This is a genomic window from Sulfitobacter sp. R18_1 (assembly GCF_017743915.1).
Taxonomy (GTDB): Bacteria; Pseudomonadota; Alphaproteobacteria; order Rhodobacterales; family Rhodobacteraceae; genus Sulfitobacter; species Sulfitobacter faviae.
Window position 1 is genome coordinate 1 of record NZ_JAGHRG010000018.1, and the last position, 23,624, is coordinate 23,624.

At 60.6% G+C, this 23,624-nt stretch carries 25 protein-coding genes and 1 pseudogene; 18 read left to right on the forward strand and 8 right to left on the reverse strand.

Annotated features, from left to right (window positions below; translation table 11 throughout):
* Positions 1-260 precede the first annotated feature (260 nt).
* The 15 genes and pseudogenes from J7392_RS23030 to J7392_RS23100 all read left to right on the forward strand — a co-directional run bounded on the left by J7392_RS23030 (position 261) and on the right by J7392_RS23100 (position 13,025).
* A complete protein-coding gene (locus J7392_RS23030) occupies positions 261-485 on the forward strand; it encodes a hypothetical protein (RefSeq protein ID WP_156775902.1) in 225 nt (74 codons plus the stop codon).
* Positions 486-1,130: 645 nt separating this feature from the next.
* Positions 1,131-3,116, forward strand: a complete 1,986-nt coding sequence (locus tag J7392_RS23035; protein WP_009827245.1) for a multicopper oxidase domain-containing protein — start codon at positions 1,131-1,133, stop codon at positions 3,114-3,116.
* 26 nt (positions 3,117-3,142) lie between these two features.
* Complete coding sequence (locus J7392_RS23040; RefSeq protein WP_065335300.1) at positions 3,143-3,862, forward strand: copper resistance protein B; 720 nt, start codon at positions 3,143-3,145, stop codon at positions 3,860-3,862.
* An 84-nt stretch (positions 3,863-3,946) separates the two neighbouring features.
* Entirely contained in the window at positions 3,947-4,444 is a 498-nt protein-coding gene (locus tag J7392_RS23045) for a cupredoxin family protein (RefSeq protein WP_009827247.1), read from the forward strand.
* 227 nt (positions 4,445-4,671) lie between these two features.
* A complete protein-coding gene (locus J7392_RS23050) occupies positions 4,672-5,205 on the forward strand; it encodes a copper oxidase (RefSeq protein WP_009827248.1) in 534 nt (177 codons plus the stop codon).
* Between the two features lie 10 nt (positions 5,206-5,215).
* On the forward strand, positions 5,216-6,481 hold the full coding sequence (locus tag J7392_RS23055; protein ID WP_009827249.1) for an ABC transporter transmembrane domain-containing protein: 1,266 nt from the start codon (positions 5,216-5,218) through the stop codon (positions 6,479-6,481).
* Positions 6,482-6,586: 105 nt separating this feature from the next.
* Positions 6,587-6,787, forward strand: a pseudogene (locus tag J7392_RS23060) (response regulator); the annotation flags it as partial.
* Positions 6,788-6,794: 7 nt separating this feature from the next.
* On the forward strand, positions 6,795-6,944 hold the full coding sequence (locus J7392_RS23065) for a hypothetical protein (protein WP_209219643.1): 150 nt from the start codon (positions 6,795-6,797) through the stop codon (positions 6,942-6,944).
* A gap of 129 nt (positions 6,945-7,073) precedes the next feature.
* On the forward strand, positions 7,074-8,708 hold the full coding sequence (locus J7392_RS23070) for a Mu transposase C-terminal domain-containing protein (RefSeq protein ID WP_028288640.1): 1,635 nt from the start codon (positions 7,074-7,076) through the stop codon (positions 8,706-8,708).
* Positions 8,668-9,591 carry a TniB family NTP-binding protein gene (locus J7392_RS23075; protein ID WP_245897677.1) on the forward strand — a complete coding sequence of 308 codons (924 nt, stop codon included), beginning with the start codon at positions 8,668-8,670 and terminating at the stop codon, positions 9,589-9,591. Before J7392_RS23070 ends, J7392_RS23075 begins: the two co-directional genes overlap by 41 nt.
* Positions 9,588-10,379: a TniQ family protein gene (locus J7392_RS23080; RefSeq protein ID WP_065335308.1), complete on the forward strand. Its 792-nt coding sequence runs from the start codon at positions 9,588-9,590 to the stop codon at positions 10,377-10,379. The genes J7392_RS23075 and J7392_RS23080 overlap by 4 nt, the downstream gene beginning before the upstream one ends.
* Before the next feature lie 61 nt (positions 10,380-10,440).
* Positions 10,441-10,917: a cytochrome-c oxidase gene (locus J7392_RS23085; protein ID WP_247744742.1), complete on the forward strand. Its 477-nt coding sequence runs from the start codon at positions 10,441-10,443 to the stop codon at positions 10,915-10,917.
* 20 nt (positions 10,918-10,937) lie between these two features.
* Positions 10,938-11,438, forward strand: a complete 501-nt coding sequence (locus J7392_RS23090; RefSeq protein ID WP_090525032.1) for a hypothetical protein — start codon at positions 10,938-10,940, stop codon at positions 11,436-11,438.
* Positions 11,432-12,166, forward strand: coding sequence for a cytochrome c biogenesis protein CcdA (locus J7392_RS23095; RefSeq protein ID WP_090525030.1), 735 nt, complete (start codon positions 11,432-11,434; stop codon positions 12,164-12,166). The genes J7392_RS23090 and J7392_RS23095 overlap by 7 nt, the downstream gene beginning before the upstream one ends.
* Before the next feature lie 193 nt (positions 12,167-12,359).
* Entirely contained in the window at positions 12,360-13,025 is a 666-nt protein-coding gene (locus J7392_RS23100; protein WP_209219636.1) for a L,D-transpeptidase, read from the forward strand.
* A 47-nt stretch (positions 13,026-13,072) separates the two neighbouring features.
* On the opposite strand, the gene J7392_RS23105 is transcribed toward J7392_RS23100, so the two are convergent.
* The gene (locus J7392_RS23105) at positions 13,073-13,345 is read right to left on the reverse strand and encodes a hypothetical protein (RefSeq protein ID WP_012187176.1); all 273 of its coding nucleotides are present in this window, start codon (positions 13,343-13,345) and stop codon (positions 13,073-13,075) included.
* A 192-nt stretch (positions 13,346-13,537) separates the two neighbouring features.
* On the opposite strand from J7392_RS23105, the gene J7392_RS23110 reads away from it, so the two are divergent.
* Positions 13,538-15,892: a cation-translocating P-type ATPase gene (locus tag J7392_RS23110; protein ID WP_207287124.1), complete on the forward strand. Its 2,355-nt coding sequence runs from the start codon at positions 13,538-13,540 to the stop codon at positions 15,890-15,892.
* Positions 15,893-15,955: 63 nt separating this feature from the next.
* Positions 15,956-16,468, forward strand: coding sequence for a L,D-transpeptidase family protein (locus J7392_RS23115; RefSeq protein ID WP_090525023.1), 513 nt, complete (start codon positions 15,956-15,958; stop codon positions 16,466-16,468).
* A 3-nt stretch (positions 16,469-16,471) separates the two neighbouring features.
* On the opposite strand, the gene phnE is transcribed toward J7392_RS23115, so the two are convergent.
* The 4 genes from phnE to J7392_RS23135 are packed head-to-tail and all read right to left on the reverse strand — an operon-like array spanning position 16,472 to position 20,749.
* Positions 16,472-17,230 (reverse strand): phosphonate ABC transporter, permease protein PhnE, encoded by a 759-nt coding sequence (phnE, locus tag J7392_RS23120; protein ID WP_048535504.1) that lies wholly within the window; start codon positions 17,228-17,230, stop codon positions 16,472-16,474.
* Positions 17,230-18,012 carry an ATP-binding cassette domain-containing protein gene (locus J7392_RS23125; RefSeq protein ID WP_067920024.1) on the reverse strand — a complete coding sequence of 261 codons (783 nt, stop codon included), beginning with the start codon at positions 18,010-18,012 and terminating at the stop codon, positions 17,230-17,232. The genes phnE and J7392_RS23125 overlap by 1 nt, the downstream gene beginning before the upstream one ends.
* Positions 18,009-18,884, reverse strand: coding sequence for a phosphate/phosphite/phosphonate ABC transporter substrate-binding protein (locus J7392_RS23130; RefSeq protein WP_009824424.1), 876 nt, complete (start codon positions 18,882-18,884; stop codon positions 18,009-18,011). Before J7392_RS23130 ends, J7392_RS23125 begins: the two co-directional genes overlap by 4 nt.
* Positions 18,884-20,749, reverse strand: coding sequence for a cytochrome c peroxidase (locus J7392_RS23135; protein ID WP_247744743.1), 1,866 nt, complete (start codon positions 20,747-20,749; stop codon positions 18,884-18,886). The genes J7392_RS23130 and J7392_RS23135 overlap by 1 nt, the downstream gene beginning before the upstream one ends.
* A gap of 109 nt (positions 20,750-20,858) precedes the next feature.
* On the opposite strand from J7392_RS23135, the gene mntR reads away from it, so the two are divergent.
* Positions 20,859-21,317, forward strand: a complete 459-nt coding sequence (gene mntR / locus J7392_RS23140) for a manganese-binding transcriptional regulator MntR (RefSeq protein ID WP_050532592.1) — start codon at positions 20,859-20,861, stop codon at positions 21,315-21,317.
* A 94-nt stretch (positions 21,318-21,411) separates the two neighbouring features.
* Here the strand turns inward: mntR and J7392_RS23145 are convergent, their stop codons facing one another.
* From J7392_RS23145 to lspA, 3 genes are read right to left on the reverse strand one after another with little or no spacing between them, the layout of a single operon-like run.
* Positions 21,412-21,579 carry a hypothetical protein gene (locus tag J7392_RS23145; RefSeq protein WP_007803456.1) on the reverse strand — a complete coding sequence of 56 codons (168 nt, stop codon included), beginning with the start codon at positions 21,577-21,579 and terminating at the stop codon, positions 21,412-21,414.
* A complete protein-coding gene (lnt, locus tag J7392_RS23150) occupies positions 21,579-23,150 on the reverse strand; it encodes an apolipoprotein N-acyltransferase (protein WP_209219639.1) in 1,572 nt (523 codons plus the stop codon). The genes J7392_RS23145 and lnt overlap by 1 nt, the downstream gene beginning before the upstream one ends.
* Positions 23,147-23,620: a signal peptidase II gene (gene lspA / locus J7392_RS23155; protein ID WP_048535494.1), complete on the reverse strand. Its 474-nt coding sequence runs from the start codon at positions 23,618-23,620 to the stop codon at positions 23,147-23,149. The genes lnt and lspA overlap by 4 nt, the downstream gene beginning before the upstream one ends.
* Positions 23,621-23,624 lie beyond the last annotated feature (4 nt).

Genomic DNA, 23,624 nt, shown 5'->3' on the forward strand with positions numbered 1-23,624 from the left:
CGCTCTGCGCTCACCATCCGCTACCATCGGCTCGAAGCATTCGAGGCGTGGAAATCCGCGGCACAGGCCGCTTGATCAACGAACAGCTTGCCAACTTGCAAATTCGGCGAGTTAACGTGACAACACCCTGAATCGATATCGTCGCGGATCAGGTGATGTGATCGAGCGGCGACTAATGTTACTGTATGGCCCTTGCGCGCTAACTCCCGGGCGAAATAGTGATGCCGTCCGCCCATACCGGTGCCTGTGGTTGAACCGTAATGGTTGATTATCACTATTCGGGTCATATTGAGCACCTTGCTGTCTTTAAACTAGGAAAAGTTGCAGCGTTCGCAGCGCTGTGGAGTTCTACGGCTTGGTATGAGTTCCGTCCCAAACACTTGCATTTAGCGGATATTCCGAATGAACTGGCTTACAAGGGCGAAGCTTGGAAAGGCTGTAGCCTCAGAGCGCACAGCGAGAGTTTTTGCAATCCGCTGCATTAATAAATCTCAGAAAAACACAAGCATGTCTGATTGGCACACGATCTCGCTTTCTGACGCTGCACGCAGGTTATTTCAGGGATGTATTGCTGCAGCGAGTAAAGTCCTCCGAACCAGGTCCGCGATAGCCTCTATCAACGTCTGATCGCTATCTCCAGATGAGTTGTTGATCAATTCTTGGATGAGCCTGTCTTTCGCCGATCATCTCTGGAAACCGGGCATAGCAAGCGAAAGATGATCTACATCAAGCGCGTTCGCGAACCTTCGGGCAACTGCGTAGGCGCCCCTTCGCCCTTCCCGAACCAAAGCAAATCACATCAGCAACCACCCACCCTACCGACGGTCAGCACACCCTAACCCCATATGTAACCATATGTATTCTTGATCCTTTGCAGGCGTTCCGGCGATAAAACCTCCAGTTCCACGGAGGGCACGTGAATCATGGATCCGACAAATTCAGAACTCGAAACAGGCCCCGCGCTGACCCTCGCAAGTTGCAAGGCAGAACCGCGCGTAAACGCCCCCCGGCACGTGCCGTGTTCGAAGCGAACTGTGCCGAGCCGGGTGCGACTGACCTCCAAAACGCCGTCGAACCCTTGAGCACGCGCGCTGCGGCACCTTTCAGACAGACTAATACAAGGAAAACGAATGCAATTCTTCAATAGAAAGCAGCTGGCCCTCTGGGATACGGCGCTCAGTACCTCTGAAGAGCTGGCGAAGGGGTTGTCGCGGCGTCAGTTCGGCTTGGCTGCGGCTGCGGCTTTTGCGATGCCCAAAGCGTTGAGCGCGCATGGCTCCACGCAGGTGACCTCTCAGGGAACCTACAATATCACAGTCGACCCGGTGCGCATCAACACGGGCGATTTTCAGAAGATGGGCGTGGGCTACAACCGCAGCCAGATTCCGACGATCCTGCGCTTCAAGGAAGGTGAGGAGGTTACGATAAACGTGACCAACAACCTCAGCGAAAGCACCTCGATCCACTGGCATGGACTTATCGTGCCCTTCCGTCAGGACGGCGTTCCGGGGATCAGCTTCAACGGCATCGCCCCCGGTCAGACCTTTACCTATCGCTTCCCGATCCAGCAGGCCGGGACCTATTGGTTCCACAGCCATTCAGGCCTTCAGGAGCCGGATGGCGCCTACGGTGCGATCGTGATCGAGCCGCGCGGCAGGGAACGCATACCAGCGCACCGCGACTATGTCGTTCAGCTGGCCGACAAACATCCCCATCCGGGCAACCGCATCTTGCGGAACCTCAAGATGCAGTCCGACTACTACAACCGTTCGCAGCGCACTTTTCAGGACCTGATCCGGGACGCCCGCATGGACGGTCTCAAGGCGACGCTGAAAGAGCGCCGCATGTGGGGGCGCATGCGCATGCTGCCGAGCGACGTCGAAGACGTGCAGGGATTTACCTCGCTGATCAACGGTCGCAGCACGTCGCAAAACTGGACCGGTTTGTTCCGGCCCGGTGAGAAGGTCCGCCTTCGGATCATCAACTCCTCCGCGATGACCTACTTCGACATGCGGATACCGGGACTGAAAATGGTCGTCGTGCAGGCTGACGGCAACGATGTGGAGCCTGTCGCCGTGGATGAACTGCGGGTCGCGGTTGCCGAGACCTATGATGTCATCGTCCAGCCTACGCAGAACAAGGTCTATAGCATTATTGCGGAATCCATGGGCCGCAACGGGCTTGTTCGGGGCACCCTGTCACCCAGAGAGGGCTATGCCGGTGCCGTGCCCCGTCTCAGACCCAAGCCCTTGCTCACCATGGCCGACATGAGCGGCATGATGGGCGGTATGGGTATGGATATGGGCATGGGTATGGGCGACCACGTCATGCAGAACATGACCGGAATGAACCACACCGACATGACAGGCATGGACCATTCAAACATGCAATCCAGCCAGCAGCCCCCGATGCCTGCGATGACCCCGTCAGAGGAAAAGCCGAAGAAAAAGACTTCTATGGCTGGGATGGACCATACGCAGATGCAAAAGCCTGCGATGGACGGCATGGACCACACGCAGATGCAGCAGAAGAAAAAGGCACCGATGTCAGGCATGAACCATGCCCAGATGCAGAAGCCCGCAATGGACGGTATGAGCGGCATGGACAGTATGAGCGGAATGGCAATGTCTGATGGCGGCGATCCGTTCTATGTCCCGGGCAGCGGACTGACGCCTGTCGCGTACAACGGCGGCAAGTTCCTGTCCTACGCAGACCTGCGCGCCGCCAGCCCTCGTTACCGTCACCGCGCACCCTCACGCACCATCGTGTTGCGGCTGACCGGTAACATGGAGCGCTACATCTGGTCGATCAACGACGTGAAATACGACGATGCCGCCCCGATCACGCTCCGATACGGCGAGCGGGTGCGCATGCGGTTCATCAACGAAACGATGATGTCGCATCCGATGCACCTGCACGGGATGTGGTCGATCATCGATGCCGGTCACGGTCCGCGCAATCCCATCAAGCACACCGTGAACATCAATCCCGCCGCCACGACGGACATCGAAGTCGAGGCCGACGCCCCCGGTCAATGGGCGTTCCACTGTCACCTCAGCTACCACGCGCGGGCGGGAATGTTCCGCAAGGTCGTGGTCAAGGGACGCGCGGCTTGAGCCGGGAAATACAAAGGACGAACGTAATGAAATACAGTCAACTCGCCGGACTGGCCGGCCTCATCCTTCCTTGGGCCTCGCTCGTGCAGGCTCAGCCCGTCAAACAGACCGAACAGCTGATCTGGGGCGTGCAGGCGGAACAGTTGGAAATTCGCGCACTGGATGACGAAGAGGTCCTTGTCTGGGATTTCGACGCCCTCATCGGCACGGATGAGCTCAAGCTGGTGTGGCGCAGCGAAGCTGAATACGGTCTTTCGTCCGATGAGTTCGAAAGCCTCGAAAACCAGCTACGTCTCCGGTTTCCAATCTCGACCTTCTTTAACGGCGTGGTCGGAGCCTATGCCAGCACACCCGAGGGCGTTCCGGAACGCTACGCGGCTGTCGTGGGGGTAAAAGGGCTCGCGCCGCAGTGGTTCGAGATCGACGCCGATCTCTACCTCTCCGACTATTCGTTCTTCAGTTTCGAGGCGGAATACGAACTGCTCCTTACCAACCGTCTGATCCTGACCCCGAACATCGAGATCGATATGCCGCTGAAGGATGACATCGCCCGGGGGCGGGGTGCGGGTGGCGCAGTCATGGAGATCGGTGCGCGGCTGAGTTACGACCTCATCGACCGTGCGGTCTCACCCTATATCGGCGTCAACTACGAGACCTCGTTCGGCGACACGCGGGACATCACCCGCGCGGCCGGTGGGGATACAGATGAGTTCTCGGTCGTGATCGGTACACGCCTTCAATTCTGAGATTTGTTCCTGCGGGAGCAATCCGGAGGGCTGATGAGTCCTCCGGCCAATACCTGAACCCAAAAGCAACCAAGGACTAAACAGATGAAACATCTACTGCTGACAATCGCACTGGCTTCCTCCTTTGCGGCACCGGGGTTTGCCGGCGAAGCGGCTCACGGAAACAAGTCCGGCGACACCCATGGAGAAATGAAGATCGGCATGCCCGGCGATGCCGCTGCGGTGGACCGCACGGTCGAGATCGACATGGTCGAAACAGACGACGGCGAAATGCTGTTCAAGGGCGGCGATCTGGATTTCAAAGAAGGCGAGACCGTCCGTTTCGTCGTCCGCAACGAGGGCGAGTTGGACCATGAGTTCATTCTCGACTCGCAAAAGAAGAACGCCGCGCACAAGAACGAAATGGCGGATATGAGCGGTATGAATATGGGTCATAATGAGCCCAACCGCATCCGGCTCGCGCCCGGCGAAGATGCCGAAATCATCTGGACATTTGCAAATAACGGCACGTTCGAAGCTGCTTGCCTGATCCCCGGTCATTACGAATCCGGCATGTTCCGCGAAGTCTCCGTTACTCACTAAACGGTCAGTGCGGATCGCGAGCACCGCCTTGCGATAACGTTAATACCAGAACGGGCGTACACCGCGCCCGTTCTTTCCCCCGTTGGGCGCCCGTCTGCGACGATGGTGTACCGCGCCAGCGGCGGTAGTACCCAGATCCGACGTTTGCTGAACCCTTGGGCTCACGGCTTCAATCGATCGAATAAACCCGGTTCTAGAATTTCCCCTACTGCGGAGGCGTTGAGCACATGAAGACATCGTTCAAAACTTGCACCCTCGCGGCAGCGCTCATCTTGTCCGCCCTCTCCGCGCATGCGTCCGATGGCAAAAGCCAGCAACCCCATCTGAGGGCCTACGACCTTCCGGACCATGACCCGATCGGAGAACCCCCCGGCGATGCCACGCCCGACAGGACGGTCGACATCACGGTCAGGGAGACCGGAAGCGGTTACATGCTCTTTGATCCGGATGCGCTTCACATCGAGAACGGAGCGGTTGTCCGCTTTCGGGTCACGAACTCCGGCAAACTCGATCACACTTTCTTTCTCGGCTCCTTCGATGAAGTCACCGAAAACCGGCAATGGATGCAGGAGCATCCGGACATGACCCATGACGCCGCCAACTTCATATCGATACCCAGCGGTGAAACCGGGGAACTGATCTGGAAGTTTTCAGACGTGACCAATCTGGAATTTGCCTGTCTGGTCCCCGGCCACAGAGATGCCGGGATGTGGGGGGTCATCATCGTGCATGATCACCTCGCCTCACCCGCCGGATATTGAGCGCGCTCCAATGTCGCTGATGGACAGGTATCACGTCCTCGTACATGACGTCTCCGCCCTCTTCGGATACGATTACAATGATACGACGCCGGACTGGGTTCATCCGTTCATTCACCTCATTCTGGTCCTGGCGCCGGGATTGCTGATCGGCGTCGCCCTCTATCTCGTCCTGCGCGGTATCCTGCGGCTCTGGAGCCGCCCGGCAAAACCGGTCGCGCGCATGAACCACGTGAGGGGGCTTGATGCCGGGTTGTTCAGCTCGGTCCTGCGCTACACCAGACGGCAGCAGGCGCAGATGATCATGCTGAGCCTTCTCGCGCTTCCGATCCTGTATCTGACCTTGGAACTGCCCAAGCAGATCGTGAACAATGCGCTGGAATCCGCGACTTTCCCGGTCGAGGTTCTGGGCCAGAGTTTGGATCAGGTCATATTCCTGCTGCTGCTTTGCGGGCTGTATTTGCTGTCGATCAGCCTGAACGGACTCATCAAATACACGCTCAACGTCTTCAAGGGCTATACGGCGGAGCGGTTTCTCCGACGCTTCAGGCTGCTGATCTATCGGCGGTGGCGCTCGGATGCGGAGGCGTCCGAGCAAAGCGAGATCGTCCCAATACTCGCACAGGAAGTGGAACCCATCGGCGGCTTCGCGGCCGAAGTCCTGACCCTGCCGGTTTTGCAGGGTGGCACGCTTTTCACCATTCTGCTGTTCATGTTCATTCAGGACCCGATCCTGGGTGCCGCCGCGCTGACCGTGTTGCCCATTCAGCTTATTCTGCTCCCGAAGCTGCAGCGCCGGGTGAACACCCTGTCGCGTATCCGGATCAAAGAGGTCCGCGATCTTGGCAGGCAACTGAGCGAGCAGTTGCGCGAACGACAGGGCGCCTCGTCCGGCCTGTCGGCGGCGGGCGCTAGTTTCAAGGCGCTGGAGCAGGTACGCAGAAGGATCTTTCGTCTCAAGTTCTTCATCAAGGCGCTCAACAACTTTCTGACGGCGCTGACACCGTTTCTGTTCTACTCACTTGGCGGATATTTCGTCATCGAAGGCCGGATCACGCTTGGGGCACTGGTCGCGGTCCTCGCCGCGCACAAAGACTTTTCGGCCCCACTGAAGGAGCTTTTCCGATACTATCAGGCGCTTGAGGATACGCGGATCAGGTATCAGGAAATCACGACCTTCTTCGCCGGGACGCCGCCCCGCATGGAAGAACAGCAATCCGCCGGGGTGCACCGGCTGGCGATCCGCAGACCGCCGGAACATGCGCTGTCGCAGACTTGAGGGCTCCTATTGTCCCCCCTGCTCCCGCGACGCGTCAAACTGCCGTTACATTTGGCTACAAAGAGGGGGCGGACATTTACACCGGCGGTTTGATATACACCGGGTATGAGCGAACCTGCCCACATTCTGGTCGTCGACGACCATGACGAGATCCGCAATTCCGTTTCAAGCTATCTCGAACGGAACGGCATGCGAACCTCGGTCGCCGAAAGTGCCGCAGAGATGGACGCTCAGCGCGCAAGACATTCTTTCGATCTGATCGTGCTCGATGTGATGATGCCCGGCGAAGACGGGCTGACTGCGTGCCTCTCCATTGATCCGTTTCAACCTGACCGAAGAGCCGGAGGTTGTGCATACGGATCATGACGCAGGCGGCGCGGTCGAGGCGCGGGTGAGGGCTCTTCTGGGCGATGACTACAGCCGCGACATCCGCATCGAAATCCATGTGTCGCGTAGCCCTTAATTGTGAGATGGGAAATCCAACGAAATCAACGGCTGAGCTTTGCCCTTAAATATGAGATTTTGCCTTTAATTCTGATATTTTTGCCCTTAAACCTGAGACAGGGTTCACAGACATTTGCGGCAAATATCGATGAATGATGATGGCGAAGACTGCGTTGCTGTTGGTGCTGAAGAGGCGCGCAGGGCCGCGGTGCTGCGCCCTCTTGTTCAGGCATATCTCAATGGGACTGGCAGCCTGGAACGTGGCATCAATGACGCCGTTTGGGAGCTTGGTGTCAGCAGGGCGACGGTCTGGCGTTGGATAAAACGGTTGGCGGAAGAGGGTGGGCGCACCAGCGCTCTGGCTCCGCGGAAACGGGGCCGCCCGACCGGGACGATGTTAATATCCAGCAAAGTCGAAGCGGTAATCGAGGAGCACCTTCGCCGCTATTTCTTGCGCCGGGAGCGTTCGAGCTTGTCGCGCGTCGTGACAGAAATCCGCAGCGCTTGCTGGCAGGAGGGCTTGCAACCGCCGACACGGCGAACGGTTCAGCGTCGTCTGGATGCGATGGATGCCCGCGAAGTTGCGAAGGCACGAGAGGGCGCAAAGGCGGCCCGCCAGAAATTTGCGCCGGTCACAGGTGAGAACAAGGCCAGTATGCCACTGGAGATCGTCCAAATTGATCATACACCGGCGGACATCATTCTTGTCGACGGCTTTGAACGCAAACCAATTGGGCGGCCTTGGGTCACGCTGGCGATCGACGTCGCAACGCGGATGGTGACCGGATATTACACCTCTCTCGAGGCACCTTCGCGTCTGTCAGTGGCGCTTTGCCTGACACAGGCGGTGGCCCTCAAGGAGGAACTTCTTGCGGAATTGGCGTGCGATGTTCCTTGGCCGGCACAGGGCAAACCGCACAGCATCCACGTCGATAACGGTCGCGATTTCCGGTCGCGCGCCTTTCGGTCGGCCTGTGCGGATTGGGGGATCGATCTGGTCTATCGACCGCCAGCAAGTCCTCACTTCGGTGGTCACATCGAACGGTTGATCGGCACCATGATGGGGGCCGTTCACCTGTTGCCGGGAACAACGCAATCCTCGATCGCGGCAAAGGGCGACTATGACGCCGAAAGCAAGGCCACGATGACGTTGAGCGAATTCGATCGCTGGTTTGCTCTGGAAATCTGCCGTTACAACAACAGCATTCATTCAAGTCTTGGCTGCACGCCCGTTGCCAAATGGGAGGCGCTCTCAGAGCAAATGACAGGCGACATCCCCTTCGAGATGGAAGCCTTTCAGGTGAGCTTCCTGCCGAGTGAACTGCGCAAGATCAGGCGTGACGGCATCCATCTGTTCCAGATAAGGTACTGGTCCGATGCCCTTGCAGGCCACATTGGGCGCGGGGATGGAAAGGTGGTCGTTCGCTACGATCCTCGCGATATCTCAATGATCTGGGTCGAACTGGACGATGGCCGGTATGTTGAGGCGCGGTACAGAAACCTGGAAATTCCGCCCGTCTCGCTCTGGGAATATCGCGAAGCGATGAGGAAGGCCCGTGCCCTTGGCAAGTCCGGGTCTAATGAGCTGGTGCTGGCTGAGCTGATCCGACAGCAACGCCAGATCGAAGCTGAAAGCCGGGGCCTGACGAAGGCCGAACGCAGAACCCGTGAAAGAAAAGGGACATTGAAGGGCACGAACTCGGCCGTCTCGACAACCGAAGGGCTGCGCCCGATCGATACGGGTGATACATCGCGCCCATTGTTCAAGGTGGAGAGATGGTGAATTGAGGGCAGGGACAACTGAAGAAGACGGCCGGATCGCCCTCATTCAATCGGATATCTGGATCGGCTTTCCTCGGGCGGAACAGGTGTTGGACCGCTTGCAGGGCATGATCGAAGCGCCACGACAAACCCGTATGCCTGGGCTTCTTGTGCATGGCGCCTCCGGGATCGGAAAGACGATGATTGCCCGAAACCTGTCGCGCAAGTACGCACCAGAATACGATCCGGCGTCGGGCATCACCCGCACACCGCTTCTGCTGTTGCAAGCGCCGCCCGCACCTGATGAACGGCGGTTTTACCTGCACATCCTGGCCGCCGTCGGCGCCCCGGCGACGGCTCTTAGCGCCCGCGCTCAAAATGTGGCTTCCCTCGAAGTCCGTGTCATCGCGCTCTTACGCGACCTTGGCCTGCGGATGATCATGATCGACGAGGTCCACAATCTCTTGGCCGGGACCCACCGCGAACAGCGCCGATTTCTCAATGTCCTGCGGTATCTCAGCAATGAACTCGAGGTGTCACTGGTCTGCCTTGGGGTCAGCGAGGCCGTCGATGCTATTCGCGGTGATATCCAGCTTGCCCGACGGCTGGACGAACATCATCTGCCAAACTGGCGCGACGATGCCGAGTTCTCGGACATGATCCAGACCCTTATTGCTGCCATGCCACTGGAAAAGAAGTCCAACCTGAAGGTCAAATCTCTCAAGCAGGTCTTGGCACTGACCGGTGGGGTGACCTCGCGCATCTTCGCTCTGGTCAAGGATCTTTCCATCGACGCCATTATCACAGGCGAGGAATGCATCACCGATGACGCAATCGCAAAATGGACGCCGGTTTGGTCGCGCCATGCGAACCCCCATCGGCGGCTCCAGAAGTCCCGGGTGTGAAGCCGCACCCGCTGCCCAAGACTGTCGCGCCGCTGCCAGACGAGTTGTTGTCAGGTTGGTTGTCTCGGCTGGCGGCGGCCAACTACTGTGATGATGCGGAACTACTGGCTCATCTCAGAATCGATACCGCGCATGGCACCGCCTTGGACTTCAACGTCGACGCGGCTGCGGCGGCGAAGATTGCCAACGCCGCACGGGTTAACCCAGATGTTGTTCGATCTTTGACCTTTCCGGCAATGACGCCACGAGAAGCCTCGCTGACGGCTCAGATGCCATTCCAGCATTGCATGCAATGCGCCAGAGAGGGTCTTTCGCTCAGGCATTGGAGGCGGGCCTGGGCATTTGACTGCCAAGTTTGCGGGACGAGACTTGTGCAGACCCTTGGCAAACTCCGTGAGGAACAAATATCTGGAAAACTGATATACCGAGCGCGCCGCGGGGCAGAGATGCTTGAGTGCGCCGCGCGCTCGCGCGGCCCCAAGCAACTTCGGCGCGCAATGCGCGCAGTCACCTTTGCCATGTCACTCAAAACCTTCCGCGGGGATCCGTCGTTCGCTGTCCAGAACCCCAGATCGGAAGTTAGGCTGTTCTACCTCGCCGCAATCGCCGCCGCTCGATCTCATCCCTTGGCTAAGGCAGCCATCGTCAGCAAAAGCATCGACGACTATGCAAGGGTTGCTCTCTTGCGCGCCTTCGAGAAGGAGCCTCGATTGCTTGCCGCGGTTGATCACATCGCGCAAAGGTGCGCGAGAAACAGGGGCCCCATGACAGCCGTATCTCACAATTAAGGGCAAAAATTGTCGCCAAACGCGTCGCGTCTCAGATTAAAGGGCAACGCGACACGAGGTGATGGCACAGAAAGAACCTGCTTTCACCGCCGTTGACCTCAACGAATTGCCTGCGTTGGGTCTGCTCGGCCCTGACGGAGAACCGTTGGACTTGGAAAGCCTCTCCGATCAGGTCGTCGTTCTTAGTTTCGTACCGTCCGACTGCGGACAGCCTTGTGCTGATCAACAGGCACTTCTTGGAAAGGTGAGGGGCGGAGTGAATTCATCTCCCATGCTGGACATGGTGACCTTCCTTGTGGTGACCGACGCCAGTGATCCGGTTCCCGGACCGATTGCCAAAAACGTGGTCATTGCTCGCGCACAAGAGCCAATAGAGAATCTGATCGATCAGTATCGCGCGATTGCGCCTGACCATCCCGAGGCTCCGCTTGTGCATGTTATCGCGCGCGGCAACCGCCATGCCGGGGTCTTTGCGGATTCCGCTTTCCGGCACATCAACATGATCCTGTACGTCAACGGCCTGACAAACGCGCATTAATCGAAGAACGGACCCCCAGCATGACAGCAAACACAGAAACCTTTGAGACAAGCGATACCGGATGGCTGTCCGTCATCCGCCGATACATCGTTTATACCGCCGTCGGGCAACTGATCTGGGAAATGGCACATATTCCCCTCTACACGATCTGGGTCGAAGGCTCCTGGGGAGAAATAGCTTTCGCGGTCGTGCATTGCACAGGCGGAGACCTGTTGATCGCCATGAGCACGCTCTTGCTCGCCCTGTTTCTCGTCGGAGGGCAAGCGTGGCCGTCGGAGCGCGCAGGGCGCGTCCTGCTTCTGACCGTGGCCCTGGGCGTCTCCTACACGATCTTCAGCGAGTGGCTGAACATCGTGATCCGGGCGGCCTGGGCGTATCGCGATATCATGCCGGTGGTCCCCGTCATCGATGCCGGTCTCACGCCCCTGCTGCAATGGATCATCGTCCCGACCCTGGCATATTGGGCTGCCACAAGAGTGCCCTTGCGCAAGCTTTTCAGCGGTGAACGTGAGTCATGGTAGATATCTCGCTTCTGGGACTCACCGCCGCCCTCTTGGCTGGTACAATATCGTTTCTGTCACCCTGCGTGCTGCCTCTTGTGCCAGGTTATGTCTCCTACGTGGCCGGGCGCACAGCCGCTGAAGGCGGGGCGGCTGCGACCTCGCCGTCGCGCGCGGTCTGGCTGAGCCTGTGTTTTGTCCTCGGCTTCTCCACCATTTTCATGGGGCTTGGCGCATCCGCGACAGCATTGGGTCAGGCCCTGCTTCGGTGGCGGTATGAACTCAACCTCGTTGGGGGCGGCATCGTCATTCTCTTCGGGCTCTTTATGATCGGAGCCGCGCGTGTTTCGGTCATGGAACGCGACTTCCGATTCAATCTCAACATCCCCGGGGGCCAACCCGCTGCGTCCTATGTCCTCGGTCTTGCCTTCGGTTTCGGCTGGACTCCGTGCATCGGCCCGATCCTCGGCGCGATCCTGACAGCCAGTGCGGCGAGTGCCACGATGGGTGAAGGTATCATGCTGCTTGCCGTCTATTCCGCCGGCCTTGGAATACCGTTTCTGATCGTGGCCGGATTCACCGACCAGATCGCGGGACGGTTGCGGGCCATCGGCCGGGTTGGCCGCCGCCTCCACCAGCTTGCGGGCATAGTGATGATCTTGATGGGGCTGGCGATGATGACAGGGCAGTTGAGCGCGCTGTCATACTGGATGCTCGACGTATTTCCGGTTCTGGGACGGATCGGATAGCTCCATTAGTAGCAGCGTCTATTGATAACAGAAAATTTTCTTGAACCTCTAGTAGCTTTAGGAGTTAAGCCACCGACAAAGAACGGCACCATGGAGCAAGTTGCCAATAACGCCTCACTCCTTCCCGGGCGAACAACACTGCGTTCGGGGTAAGGTTCGGTTTGCCGTCCAATGCGTGAACGGAGCAATCTATATGCTGACAAGACGACATTTCATCCAGACGACCACCGCGCTGTTTTCGGCATCGATATCCAGCCCGCTCCTTGCAGACACGTGGCCTACCGATGCGCAGAAGGCAGCTTGGGACGCACAGGTTACACCTCGCGGCTACGACCCGGCCACGTCCAACCCTTGGGGCCTTCACCCTCGCTTCCTGCCACAGCGGGTCCTCGCGAAGGACGGACTTGTACCCGGTGATATCCATGTCGATGCTGTTGCGCGCTATCTCTACCACATCGAAGAAGGCGGCACGGCGATGCGCTATGGCGTGGCGATCGCGCGCGGTAAACTTTACGAACCGGGCACCTATACGATCAAGCGCAAGGTCAGGTGGCCGCATTGGCAGCCGACACAAAACATGATCGACCGCGACCCAGAGCTCTACTCCGATATCGCTGACGGTATGGAACCCGGACCTGAAAACGCGCTCGGATCGCGAGCCCTCTATCTCTTCGTCGGCGACCGAGACACCTATCTAAGGATTCACGGGACACCGTATCCAAGAAGCATTGGCGGCCGTGCGAGTTCCGGCTGCGTCCGAATGGTCATGGCACACATCAATGATCTCTATCCCAACGTCGAGATTGGCTCGACGGCATTCCTGTACTCGGCGGAAGACAGCGTCACCCCGAGAAGTTGACTGGCGCATCATGTGTTACGCGTGGGCTTGACGCATCTATGGGCTGATCAGGACTGGCGCGAAGTGCAGATGGGGTTGCCACCTGCCGAGCGTAGCGGAACCAAGGTGTTTTCCACCGGACCGCTGTGTTCATACCAATAACAGCCATCCTCGGGACGAAGCCGCGCCGTGGTGAGATCCTGACCAGGCGCAGCAAGGGCAATGACGGCCTCGGGAACACTTCCCACTTCGTTGCGAGCGCCGCCGTCGTCCAGCGTTGGCACCGCGCAGCCAGCAAGCACCAATGTCGCTGCGATAATCGGCGCGTTTCGTTTCTGCATGTCTACCTCACTCATTCTGATCGCTTCGTACCGGCAAGCGTTGCTCCAACCGCGTCGTTTCAAGGGGGCGGCTAGCTTCAAGCCTCCGCAGGGCGCCTTTCTTGCTGGACGAATATCCACTTTTTGCCCTTGAAGCTCTAGTTACTGTAGGGGCTATGTCAATGTGGAATCAATGAATCCTGAGGTCAATCCATGTCTTCCGACGGCAACCGCAACGATCACGGCCATCCGGGTGATCAAGAGCATTCTGACCCAAGAGGCAACTCCTGTTGCGACGCCAGCAAGGACGTCGCGTCCACGGCGCCAGCGCCGTCTGGCGGAAGGAGCTTTCAGGTCTCCGGGCTCGATTGCGCCGAAGAGGTGGCGATCCTGAACCGGGTTGTCGGGCCGAAAGTGGGCGGAACCGAACACCTGGCATTCGACGTGATCAACGGGCGAATGACCATCCTCGATAGCGCCGAGAGGATACCAGACGACGAAGTCACGCAGTTGGTCGCAACGACCGGCATGAGCGCCAAGCCATGGGATGCCGACAACGCAGCAGAGGACCAGGCGGCGCATCTGGCACGTCAGAAGCGCTTTACCTCGTTGAGCGGCGGCTTCTGGGCGGCGGGATTCCTTTTTCACATTGTCGAGACCGGCATGGGCGGCGCGCTCGGGCTCTTTGCGGGCCATGGCGAGGTGCCTATGCCTATGGTGGAAGCAGGGATCTTCGCCGTCGCGATTCTTTTTGGCGTCTGGCTTGTCGCGCCCAAGGCCTGGTCTTCGGCGCGGAGGCTTAGCCCCGACATGAACCTGCTCATGGTGGTGGCCGTCGCGGGCGCCATCGGCCTCGGCGAGTTTTTTGAGGCCGCGACGGTCGCCTTCTTCTTCTCGCTTTCGCTTTATCTTGAGAGCTGGAGCGTGGGGCGGGCGCGTAATGCGGTTTCCGCGCTCCTCGATCTGGCGCCGCCAACGGCGCGGGTTCTTTACGACGACGGATCTGAATCCGACGTTCCGGCCGCGGCCGTGGCAGTCAATGCAAGGTTTATCGTGCGCGGCGGCGACCGGATCCCCCTCGACGGTGAGGTCGTGGACGGGGCAGGGGCCGTCGATCAGGCCCCAATTACTGGGGAAAGCGCGCTAGTGCCCAAGGAACCAGGCGACGAGGTCTATGCCGGCACGATCAACGGCGAGGGCACACTGACGGTGCGGGCGACGAAGGCCGCCTCGGACACGGTGCTCGCGAAAATCATTCGCATGGTGGGCGATGCCCATGCCCGCCGCGCGCCGGTCGAACAGTGGGTGGCCAAGTTCGCGCGCATCTACACACCCATCGTGATGGCTTTGGCGATCGCCATCGCGCTGGTGCCGCCACTGCTGCTCGGCGGCGCCTGGGACTACTGGTTCTACAATGCTCTGGTCCTTCTGGTCATCGCATGTCCTTGCGCGCTGGTCATTTCTACGCCGGTCTCCATCGTGGCAGCGCTGACCGCGTCGGCACGGGCGGGGGTGCTCATCAAGGGCGGCGCCTATGTCGAGGCGCCGGGGCGGACCACGGCACTGGCGATGGACAAGACCGGGACGATCACCATGGGCGAGCCTGAGGTGGCGGCGGTTCACCCACTGGTCGGCGTTTCCGCACGCGATCTCATGGCGCTGGCAGCAAGCCTGGAGGCGCGGTCTTCACACCCGCTGGCACGCGCCATCCTCTCGCGCGCCGAAGCCGATGGTGTTTCCGTGTCTGCCGCAGAGGACACCCGTACCGTGCCCGGGCGCGGTCTGGAAGGACGCGCCGACGGGCGCGCTATCTGGCTCGGCTCGGATCGCTTCGCCGAAGAGAAGGGGTTCGGCAATGCCATTCCGGCGGATCTGCGGGATCGGATCGAAGGGGCAGGGAGCACCCTCGTTGCCGTGGGTGACGAGACCGGCGTGACCGGCGTACTGGAGCTTCGCGACCGCATCCGCCCAGATGCAAAGGGGATCGTTGCGCGTCTGCATGCGCAGGGTGTGAAGACCATCGTGATGTTGACGGGCGACAACGAACGCACCGCGCGCGCGGTGGCAGCCGAAGTCGGCATCGACGAGGTGCGCGCCGAACTTTTGCCAGAAGACAAGGTGACGGCCATTGAGGAACTCGTCGAAAGCCACGACATGGTGGCGATGATCGGCGACGGTGTGAATGACGCACCGGCCATGGCGCGGGCGCATTATGCCATCGCCATGGGCGCTGTCGGATCGGATGCCGCGATCGAGACGGCCGACATCGCGCTGATGACCGACGACATCGGCAAGGTACCCTGGCTTATCGGCCATTCGCGCCGTGCCATGACGATCATCCACCAGAATATCGGCATATCGCTGGCGACCAAGGCGCTGTTCGTCGGGCTGACCGCGTTCGGTATGGCCTCAATGTGGGGCGCCATTGCTGCGGATGTAGGCGTGTCTCTGCTGGTGGTCGCCAACGCACTTCGGCTCCTGAACGGCCATCAGGTTGAGGCCGGGCCTTCAGGCGGAGAACCGGTGGGCGAGCAGATGGCGAAAGGAGCACTGGCGCACGGTCATTGATACGGCGGTTTCGGTAGAGTAACGTCTGACATCAACCAGACCTCGCAAAAGGGGCGTCGAGCAGTGATGAATACCAGAATTCCACGGCGGGTCTTGCTGTTGGGCGGATTGGCCACCTTCCTGTCTGGCTGTGCCAGCAAGTTCCGGTCCTACAACGGACCCGAAGTGACCCGGCTGCGTATATACAAGGCGCAGCGGCTGCTGGTTCTTGACGGAACGGATGATGTCTTGCGGACCTATCCCATCGGATTGGGCTTCGCGCCCGAAGGCCACAAGCAGTTCGAAGGAGACGGCCGCACGCCGGAGGGCTCCTATCTGATTGACCGGCGCAACCCGGACAGCCTCTTCCACCTCTCCATCGGCATTTCATTCCCGAACGAGGCCGATATCGCGTTTGCGAAGGCGCAAGGAAAATCGCCGGGCGGCGACATTTTCATCCACGGGGGGCCGCGCAAGGGGATCGACCCGATGAACAAGCGCGACTGGACCGCAGGCTGCATCTCCGTCACAGACCGGCAAATCGAGGATATCTACGCCATGGTCAGGGACGGAACCCCCATCGACATCTATGCCTGATCGTCAGGTGAAGCGACGGCGCAGCGCAACGTTGATGGCTTCGATAGCGATGACCATGACGACGACGGCAATCGTGACGCTGGCCGCCTTATCATACTGGAAAGAGCGCACGTAGGTCTGGATGTAAAAGCCGATCCCGCCCGCGCCGACAATGCCGAGGATCAGCGACTCGCGCAGGTTCAACTCGAACCGGAAAATCGTGTCGCGGGCGACGACCGGCGCCATCTGCGGCCAGATCGCGTATCTGAGCCGCACGAGCGGCCCGGCGCCCGCGCTTTCAAGTGCTGCGATCGGCGCGCGGGACACGCCGTCGATCGCCTCGGCATAGAACTTGGCGAGCATCCCCGTTGCATGAAAGGCGACCGCGATGATGCCGGGCAGCGGCCCGAGCCCGACAGCGCCCACCATGAGCATGGCCACGAGGATCAGCGGAATCGCCCGGATGAAGGCAAGCAGCGTTCGGATCGGCCGAAACACCGCGGGCGATACCATCGTCTCAGACGCGAGAATGCCGAGGGGAACGGACAGGATCACAGCACCGAGGGTGCCGAGGATCGCGATCCTCAGCGTTTCCGCGCTGCCCTTCTTGATCTCGGCCATCACCGTCGGGTCAGGCGGAAACATCCGGCCGAAGAAATCGGCGATCCGCGGGCCGGCCGACAGAAGTCGCGAGAACTCGACATCGGTCGTGGCGAAGGACCACAGGATCGCGGCTGCGATCAGACCGCTCGTCGCAATGCCGCCAAACCCGCGGAACGCCATCAGGACACCGCCCTGAGGCCGATACCGGGGATTGGCCCTACCTCCCGATAGAGCTCCGCCGTCGCATCATCGTTCAACTCGGAGGTCGGTACATCGAACACGATCCGCCCGTCCCGCATGCCGATGATGCGCTGCGCGAAACGCCGCGCCAGGTCGGGCTGGTGCGACGAAAACAGCGCCGTCGCGCCGCGCGTTCGCGCCGCCCCGGTCAGCAGCGCCAGGATCTCACATGCATGCGCGGGGTCGAGGTTGCTCACCGGTTCGTCGGCGAGGATTAGGCGCGGTTCCTGCGCCAGACACCGTGCGATGGCCACACGCTGCCGCTGCCCGCCGCTGAGGCTGTCGACCCTGCGTTCGGCAAGATCGGCAATTCCGCAATCGGCAAGTGCCGTGCGCGCAATCTCCAGATCATGTTTGGTCGGTGATCCCAACAGGGCCCGCAGCGGCGACATGCGCCCCAGGCGGCCATTCAGGACGTTGCGCAGAACCGAGGAACGCTCGACCAATGCAAACTCCTGAAACACGAAACCGGTATCCGGACGGCGCGCGCTCGGCGGCGGACGGTCGGGATCGAGCGGCGCACCCAGAACCGATACCCGCCCGCTCCAGCCTTGGAGCCTGCCGTCGAGCAGTGCCAGCAGGGTCGTCTTGCCCGCCCCGGACGGGCCGAGCAAAGCGACGCTCTCGCCCGCCGAAACCCGAAACGAGACCCGCTCCAGCGCCGGGAGGTCCGCGCCCGTATGGGCAAAACTCAGGTCGTCTACTTCGACAGCTGTGCTCATCGCAACAGCCCGTATTGCCGTGCCATATCGCGTACGCCGTCATAGGCGGCGCCGTCGGCCCTGACGTACCCATCCGGTCCATAAAAATAGCGCAGCTTGTTGCGGTGCTCCGGCTCGTTGAGCCGCAGCATTGCGTCGACAAAACGGTCCCGCAGAGCGGCATCGAGCCCCGGGCGAGCGATCACCAAATGGCTCGGGATCGGCGCGCTTTCCGCGATCCAGGTTACCTCTGCCTGTTGCTGCGGCGTCAGAAGCAGGTCGGCATACTGGCTGGCGCCTGCGGCATCGACCAGGCCTTCGGCCATCGCCTGCATCGCCTGCTGGTAGCCGCCCGCGAAGAAGACGCGGCCGAAGAATGCTTCCGCCTGTCCGGGGTCTTCGATCAGCCCGGCTTCTACGAATTCGGCGAGCGGGTAGAGATAGCCCGATTCCGAAATCGGATCGGCAAAAGCGATGTCGCGCCCGCGCAGGTCTGCGAGCGCGCCGATGCCGCTGTCGCGCCGCACGAAGATGCGGCCCGTATAACTCGGCGCGTCGCGGTAGACCTCGGACAGGAGCGGCACGGCACCGATCTCGGCCTCGGCCAGAACGAAGGGCAGGGCGCCCATGAAGGAGATATCCGCGTCGCCGTTGCGCAGCGCCTCGACCGCCGCTGCATGGTCGATGGTGACGAACCCCTCGACGGGGACGCCGATCTCCTCTGCCAGCCATCCGGTGATGGCCTCGATGTCCCCCAGAAGCTTGTCGGGGTTCTCTTGCGGGATGAAGGCAAGCCGCAGGGTTACGTCTTGCGCGGCGAGAGGTGTCGCCAGCGACACCGCGCCCGCGCCGACCAAGGTCAGTATCGTTCTACGGGTCAGATGGACCGGCATCAGAATGCCCTCTCTTCGATTGCGTCGGCTTCGGACTTGAACGCGGTCCAGCTTGCTTCAGCGGCCTCCCAGTCTTCCACGCGGACGGCGGCGCCGACCGCGGCCAGCCGCTCGGCCAGCGCATAGACCTCGGGCCGGGCGGGGAGGTTCGACATGGTGCTGGCGTCGGCCGAAAGGTCCGCAGCCACGGTGCCGGTCAGCAGCAGGATATGCTCTGCGTCCCGCCGCGGCAGTAGCGTATCGATTGTCGAGGCGAAGGTCGTCAGTTCGGCGAATGCCAGCCGGAAAGCGGTGTTCTCGGTGTCGAAGGCTTCATAGGGCTCGTCTGCCGCGCCAACGGTCTCGAGATAGGCGGTTAGGTCGGCGCGGTCTTCCTCGGTAAGCCCAAGCGATTTCGTCTCGTCGAACCAGTCCACGACGGCGGCCAGCGTCGGCAATGACCCGTCGTGGAAATAGGGGGCGGTATAGGCCGTGCCGAGCAGCGTGGGCGTGTCCAGCGCACCGGCGCGGGCCCCCTCGTAGCCCGGCGCGACGGAGCCGATGTCGTGGGCCTGCCGGTCGAGGAAGTTCGCGTCTGGCACGTGGCAACTGGCGCAGGACCGATCGCCGAGCCCGGCGAAGGGCGTATTGAAGATCTCCTCGCCGCGCCGGGCGGCCTCTTGGGTCGTGTCGGTCAGACGGCCATCAGTCGTCAGCATGGAATTCGGCAGGAAGTCGAACTCGAGCATGTAGGCGACGAGAGCGTCCAGCATGAAGGGCGTCGGTTCATTCCCGCCGAACTCGTTGACGATCACGTTGCGGGTAAAATCGCGCAGGGAGGCGAAACGGCCATCGCGGCCGTAAGGACCGGTAAAACGCAAGCCGCGCAGGCTCGGAATGTCGAGCGGGTCGTCACGCCGGTCATTGAAGATCGGGTTGAAAAAGGCGCCGTCGACGTCGATCGCACCCGGCTGGTGGCTGGCGCCGGGGATGAAAAGCCGCTGGTTGACGTCCGAGCGGTTGTGACAGGTCGAGCAGGCGATCCCGAGATCCTGCGCCGGGCTTCCAAAGAGTTGCGCGCTGTCGAACAGCATGTCGCCGTAGGCCACCAGCGGCAGGTCGGTCTCGTCGATGCCCTGTTCCTCGAAGTTGAGCACGAGCAGCGGCAGCGGGTCCTGATCGAAGATGTCGGACCCAGGCGGCAGGCTTGGCGGTACCTCGATGGCCTTTCCGCTGAGCACAGCTGTTTCCGGCAGGGCGCTCAGCGTCCGGCGCGGAGCGAAACTGTCCAGGAGGTAGTTCTCCGCAAGATAGCCGGAGATGACTGCACGGGCGGCTTCCATCGTGTCGCGATCCGCAGATGTGGCGCCAGCGCCGAGAACACCAGCGGAACCTGTGCTGCTGTTGAGTTCCAGCCAGGCGAGGCCGATGCGTCTTGCAGCTTCGGGATCGGCCGCCGCGATACCATCCTCAAACGCACGGTAGAGTTCGCGTGCCGTCTGCACCGCCAGCTGTGCTGTCGCCGATTCTTCGGCCGCGAGAGCACGGTCCAAATTCTCCTCAATCCTGAGCGCGATGAGCCGCGTCGCCTCGGCGAATACCGCCTGCCGGTCTTCGCGCATCATCGCGTTCAGAAGACCGTCAGGCTCGATATCGCTTTTGCGGTCCAGCCACGCCAGCGCTCCGACAGAGAATTCCGAACCCCGGTAGGGTTCCGTCCAGGCGGTCTTGATGTCGTCCCAGGGCAGAGGCTCGAGATTTCCAAGAAAGAGCGTCAGCCGGTAGGCCGCTGCCTCGGGAAGCCAAGGCGCCTCCTTGGCCGGCGTCGCGGCGACAGGTCCGGACAGGATGAGCGCACTTGCGAGTGTGGCGAGCAGCACTCTCATAATATTTCGCATCACCACGGCCTCCAAAGTACAAAGTTAGCCACGGCTAACTTATCTACCCGAAGCAAACAAGTTGTCAATCCCGCTGTTTCGCTGCAAAGTCCCGAGTATGACAAAGCTACAATCACAAGGGCGTGAGCCATTCGAGGCGGTCGACCGGGCTCCCGAGGCGCAGGCCGATGGCTTTGCGACCGTGCGTCAGGCACATGAAAGCGAGATGGCGGAGGATTACGTCGAACTGATCGCGGAACTGATCGAGACGCGCGGGGAGGCCAGACCGGTCGAGATCGCCGAGCGGCTTGGCGTGAAGCCGCCGACCGTGACCAAGAACATCTCGCGGCTCAAGGCTGCTGGTCTGGTCCGGCGGGAGCCATACCGCGCGATATTCCTCACCGATGCCGGGCAGGACCTCGCGGAGATCTGTCGACGCCGCCACAGGGTCGTCGTCGCCTTTCTTCTGAGCCTGGGAATCGACAAAGAGACCGCGGAACGCGATGCGGAAGGGATCGAGCATCACGTCAGCGGGACGACATTGGAGGCGTTCGAGCGACGGCTCAATCAGAAATGAGCTCGCCTAGATGCACATTCGCGCGATTCTCTATCGGGACCTCGAGCTATCGGGTCTTCAAGCCGCTGACACGTTTGCGCAATTTCGAAGCTCGCTAGCCGAGAACCCGCGACAGCACGATGGTTGCAAACAGGGCGACAAGTCCGAAGGCGATCGCAGACGCTACCGCATATTGGAGGATATCCAGGTGATTCCCCCTCCTCCGTCGTGCCAGATAGCCACCCCAGATCGCGCCTCCGATAGCGCTCACGATCACAAGCATCAGGATACCTCCGTTCCAAAATGCCGCGCATCGGGATCTCGTCCGAGCAAACTGGCCAGCCAGCCGAAGACCCAGCACCCAAAAACAAGAACCAACAAGGTCCAGTCGCCGAACCGCGCATAGGGCGTTGGAGTACGCGCGCCCGGCAGGCCGGCATCAATGGTGCCTGTTTCCCCGGTATCAAGACGCGCGACGACATTTCCATTGGCGTCGATGATCGCGGATATCCCAGTGTTGGCCGCCCGGACCACGGGAAGCCCCTCCTCGACCGCGCGCATCCGCGCGGAGGCGAGGTGCTGCTCGGGTCCGATGCTGGTTCCGAACCAGGCATCATTTGTGGCGTTGAATATCCAGTCGGGACGGAAAAGGTCATCGACCACGTGGCCCGGAAAGATGATCTCGTAACAGATCGCCACCGCGACCAGAGGCGCGCCAGGGATCGCCAGCGTGCGCGGCCCTGGTCCCGGCGTGAAATCGCCCAACCCTTCCGTCAGTCGTTCGATGGGCAGCCAGCCTCTCAGCGGCACATATTCGCCAAACGGAACGAGATGATGTTTTGCATATCCCGTCAGAATCTCACTGGTGCCATCGTATGCCTGAACCGTGTTGAAATATCTGGTTCCCCCATCGCCCTCCACTCGGTCAGGCGCACCTGTCAGTAGGATCCTGCCGTCTGGCAAAGCTGCAGATATCCGCGCGCGTGCCGCAGCATCTTCATCCAGAAAGCCGGGGAAGGCCGTTTCCGGCCAAAGCAGCACATCGAAACGTCCGGGTTGCGCGGACAAGCCCAGGTATTTTTCTAAGGCTCGCTGGCGGCTGCCCGGTACCCACTTCTCGACTTGTGGCACATTGCCTTGGACGATGCGCAAAGCAACGTCTGTCGGCGGCACGTCCTGCCCTGACCGAAGCGCACCGCCAACCCAGAGACCCGTCACAGCAACGGCGAAGAGCACGTGAACAGGCGCGCGTCTCTTTGGCGCCGCCACAGTCAACACACCTGGCAATATGCCGATGAAGACCGTGAGAAAGCCCAAACCGTAGCTGCCGACCCAGGCGGCGGGTTGGCGCAGGGCGGCATAGTCGACAAGGGCATAAGCGGCAAGGTTCCAGGGAAACCCCGTCAGGATATGACCCCGCAGCCACTCCGTGACCACCCAGCAGGTTGCAAACAGAAGGCCCGCCGCAATGCCGCCGAAAGCTCGGCGCTGCATGATGGCGGCAAAAAGCATCGCCGCCATGCCCGGGAAGATGGCGATTCCGGCGGACAGACCCGCGACCGCCGGGATCGCCAGTGCGCCGAAACGTTCGGCATCGACATAGAAGCTCTCGGCGATCCAGGAAATTCCAATCCCGAATTGGCCCAGTCCGAAAGCCCAACCGACAAGGAAAGCGCGCGAGGTTGAGATGTTCCGGAGAACGATAAAGAGCACTGAGAAGGCGACAGGGACCGCCATGAGCCAAGAAAACGGCGGAAGGGTCAAAACCGTCAATCCGCCGGCAACAAGGGCAAGACCCATGCACTGGAACAGGTTCGGGTCCTCACAAACGATCTGCGGCAAACCCGGCTTCATGAATCGGTCTGAAGTCGAGCGCCAACCCACGGCGCAATGAGCAGCAGCATCACGCCGCCAACCACAAAAACATCGGCCATGTTGAAGGCAGGCCAGTGCGCCGTCCCGATGTAGAAATCGAGGAAATCCGTCACCGCACGATAGCGCAGGCGGTCCAGAATATTGCCGAGAGCACCGCCGATGATCGCACCATAGGCAATGGCCTCGACCCGGCTGCTGGAACGGATCAGCATAGCCGCCAACCAGACGCAGATGCCAAGTGCCAATACGACAAGGCTCCACCACGGCGCACCGCCGAGAAGCCCGAAGGTCACCCCGTCATTGCGCAGGTAGATGAGATTGAAGCCGGGAAAGACCGATACGCCGGAACTAAGAACAGTCGCATTGGAAACAACGATTGCCTTCGTTGCCTGATCGACAAGAAAGGCGATCAGAGCAGCAAGCAGACCGACGAAGAGGCAAGATCTCATCCGC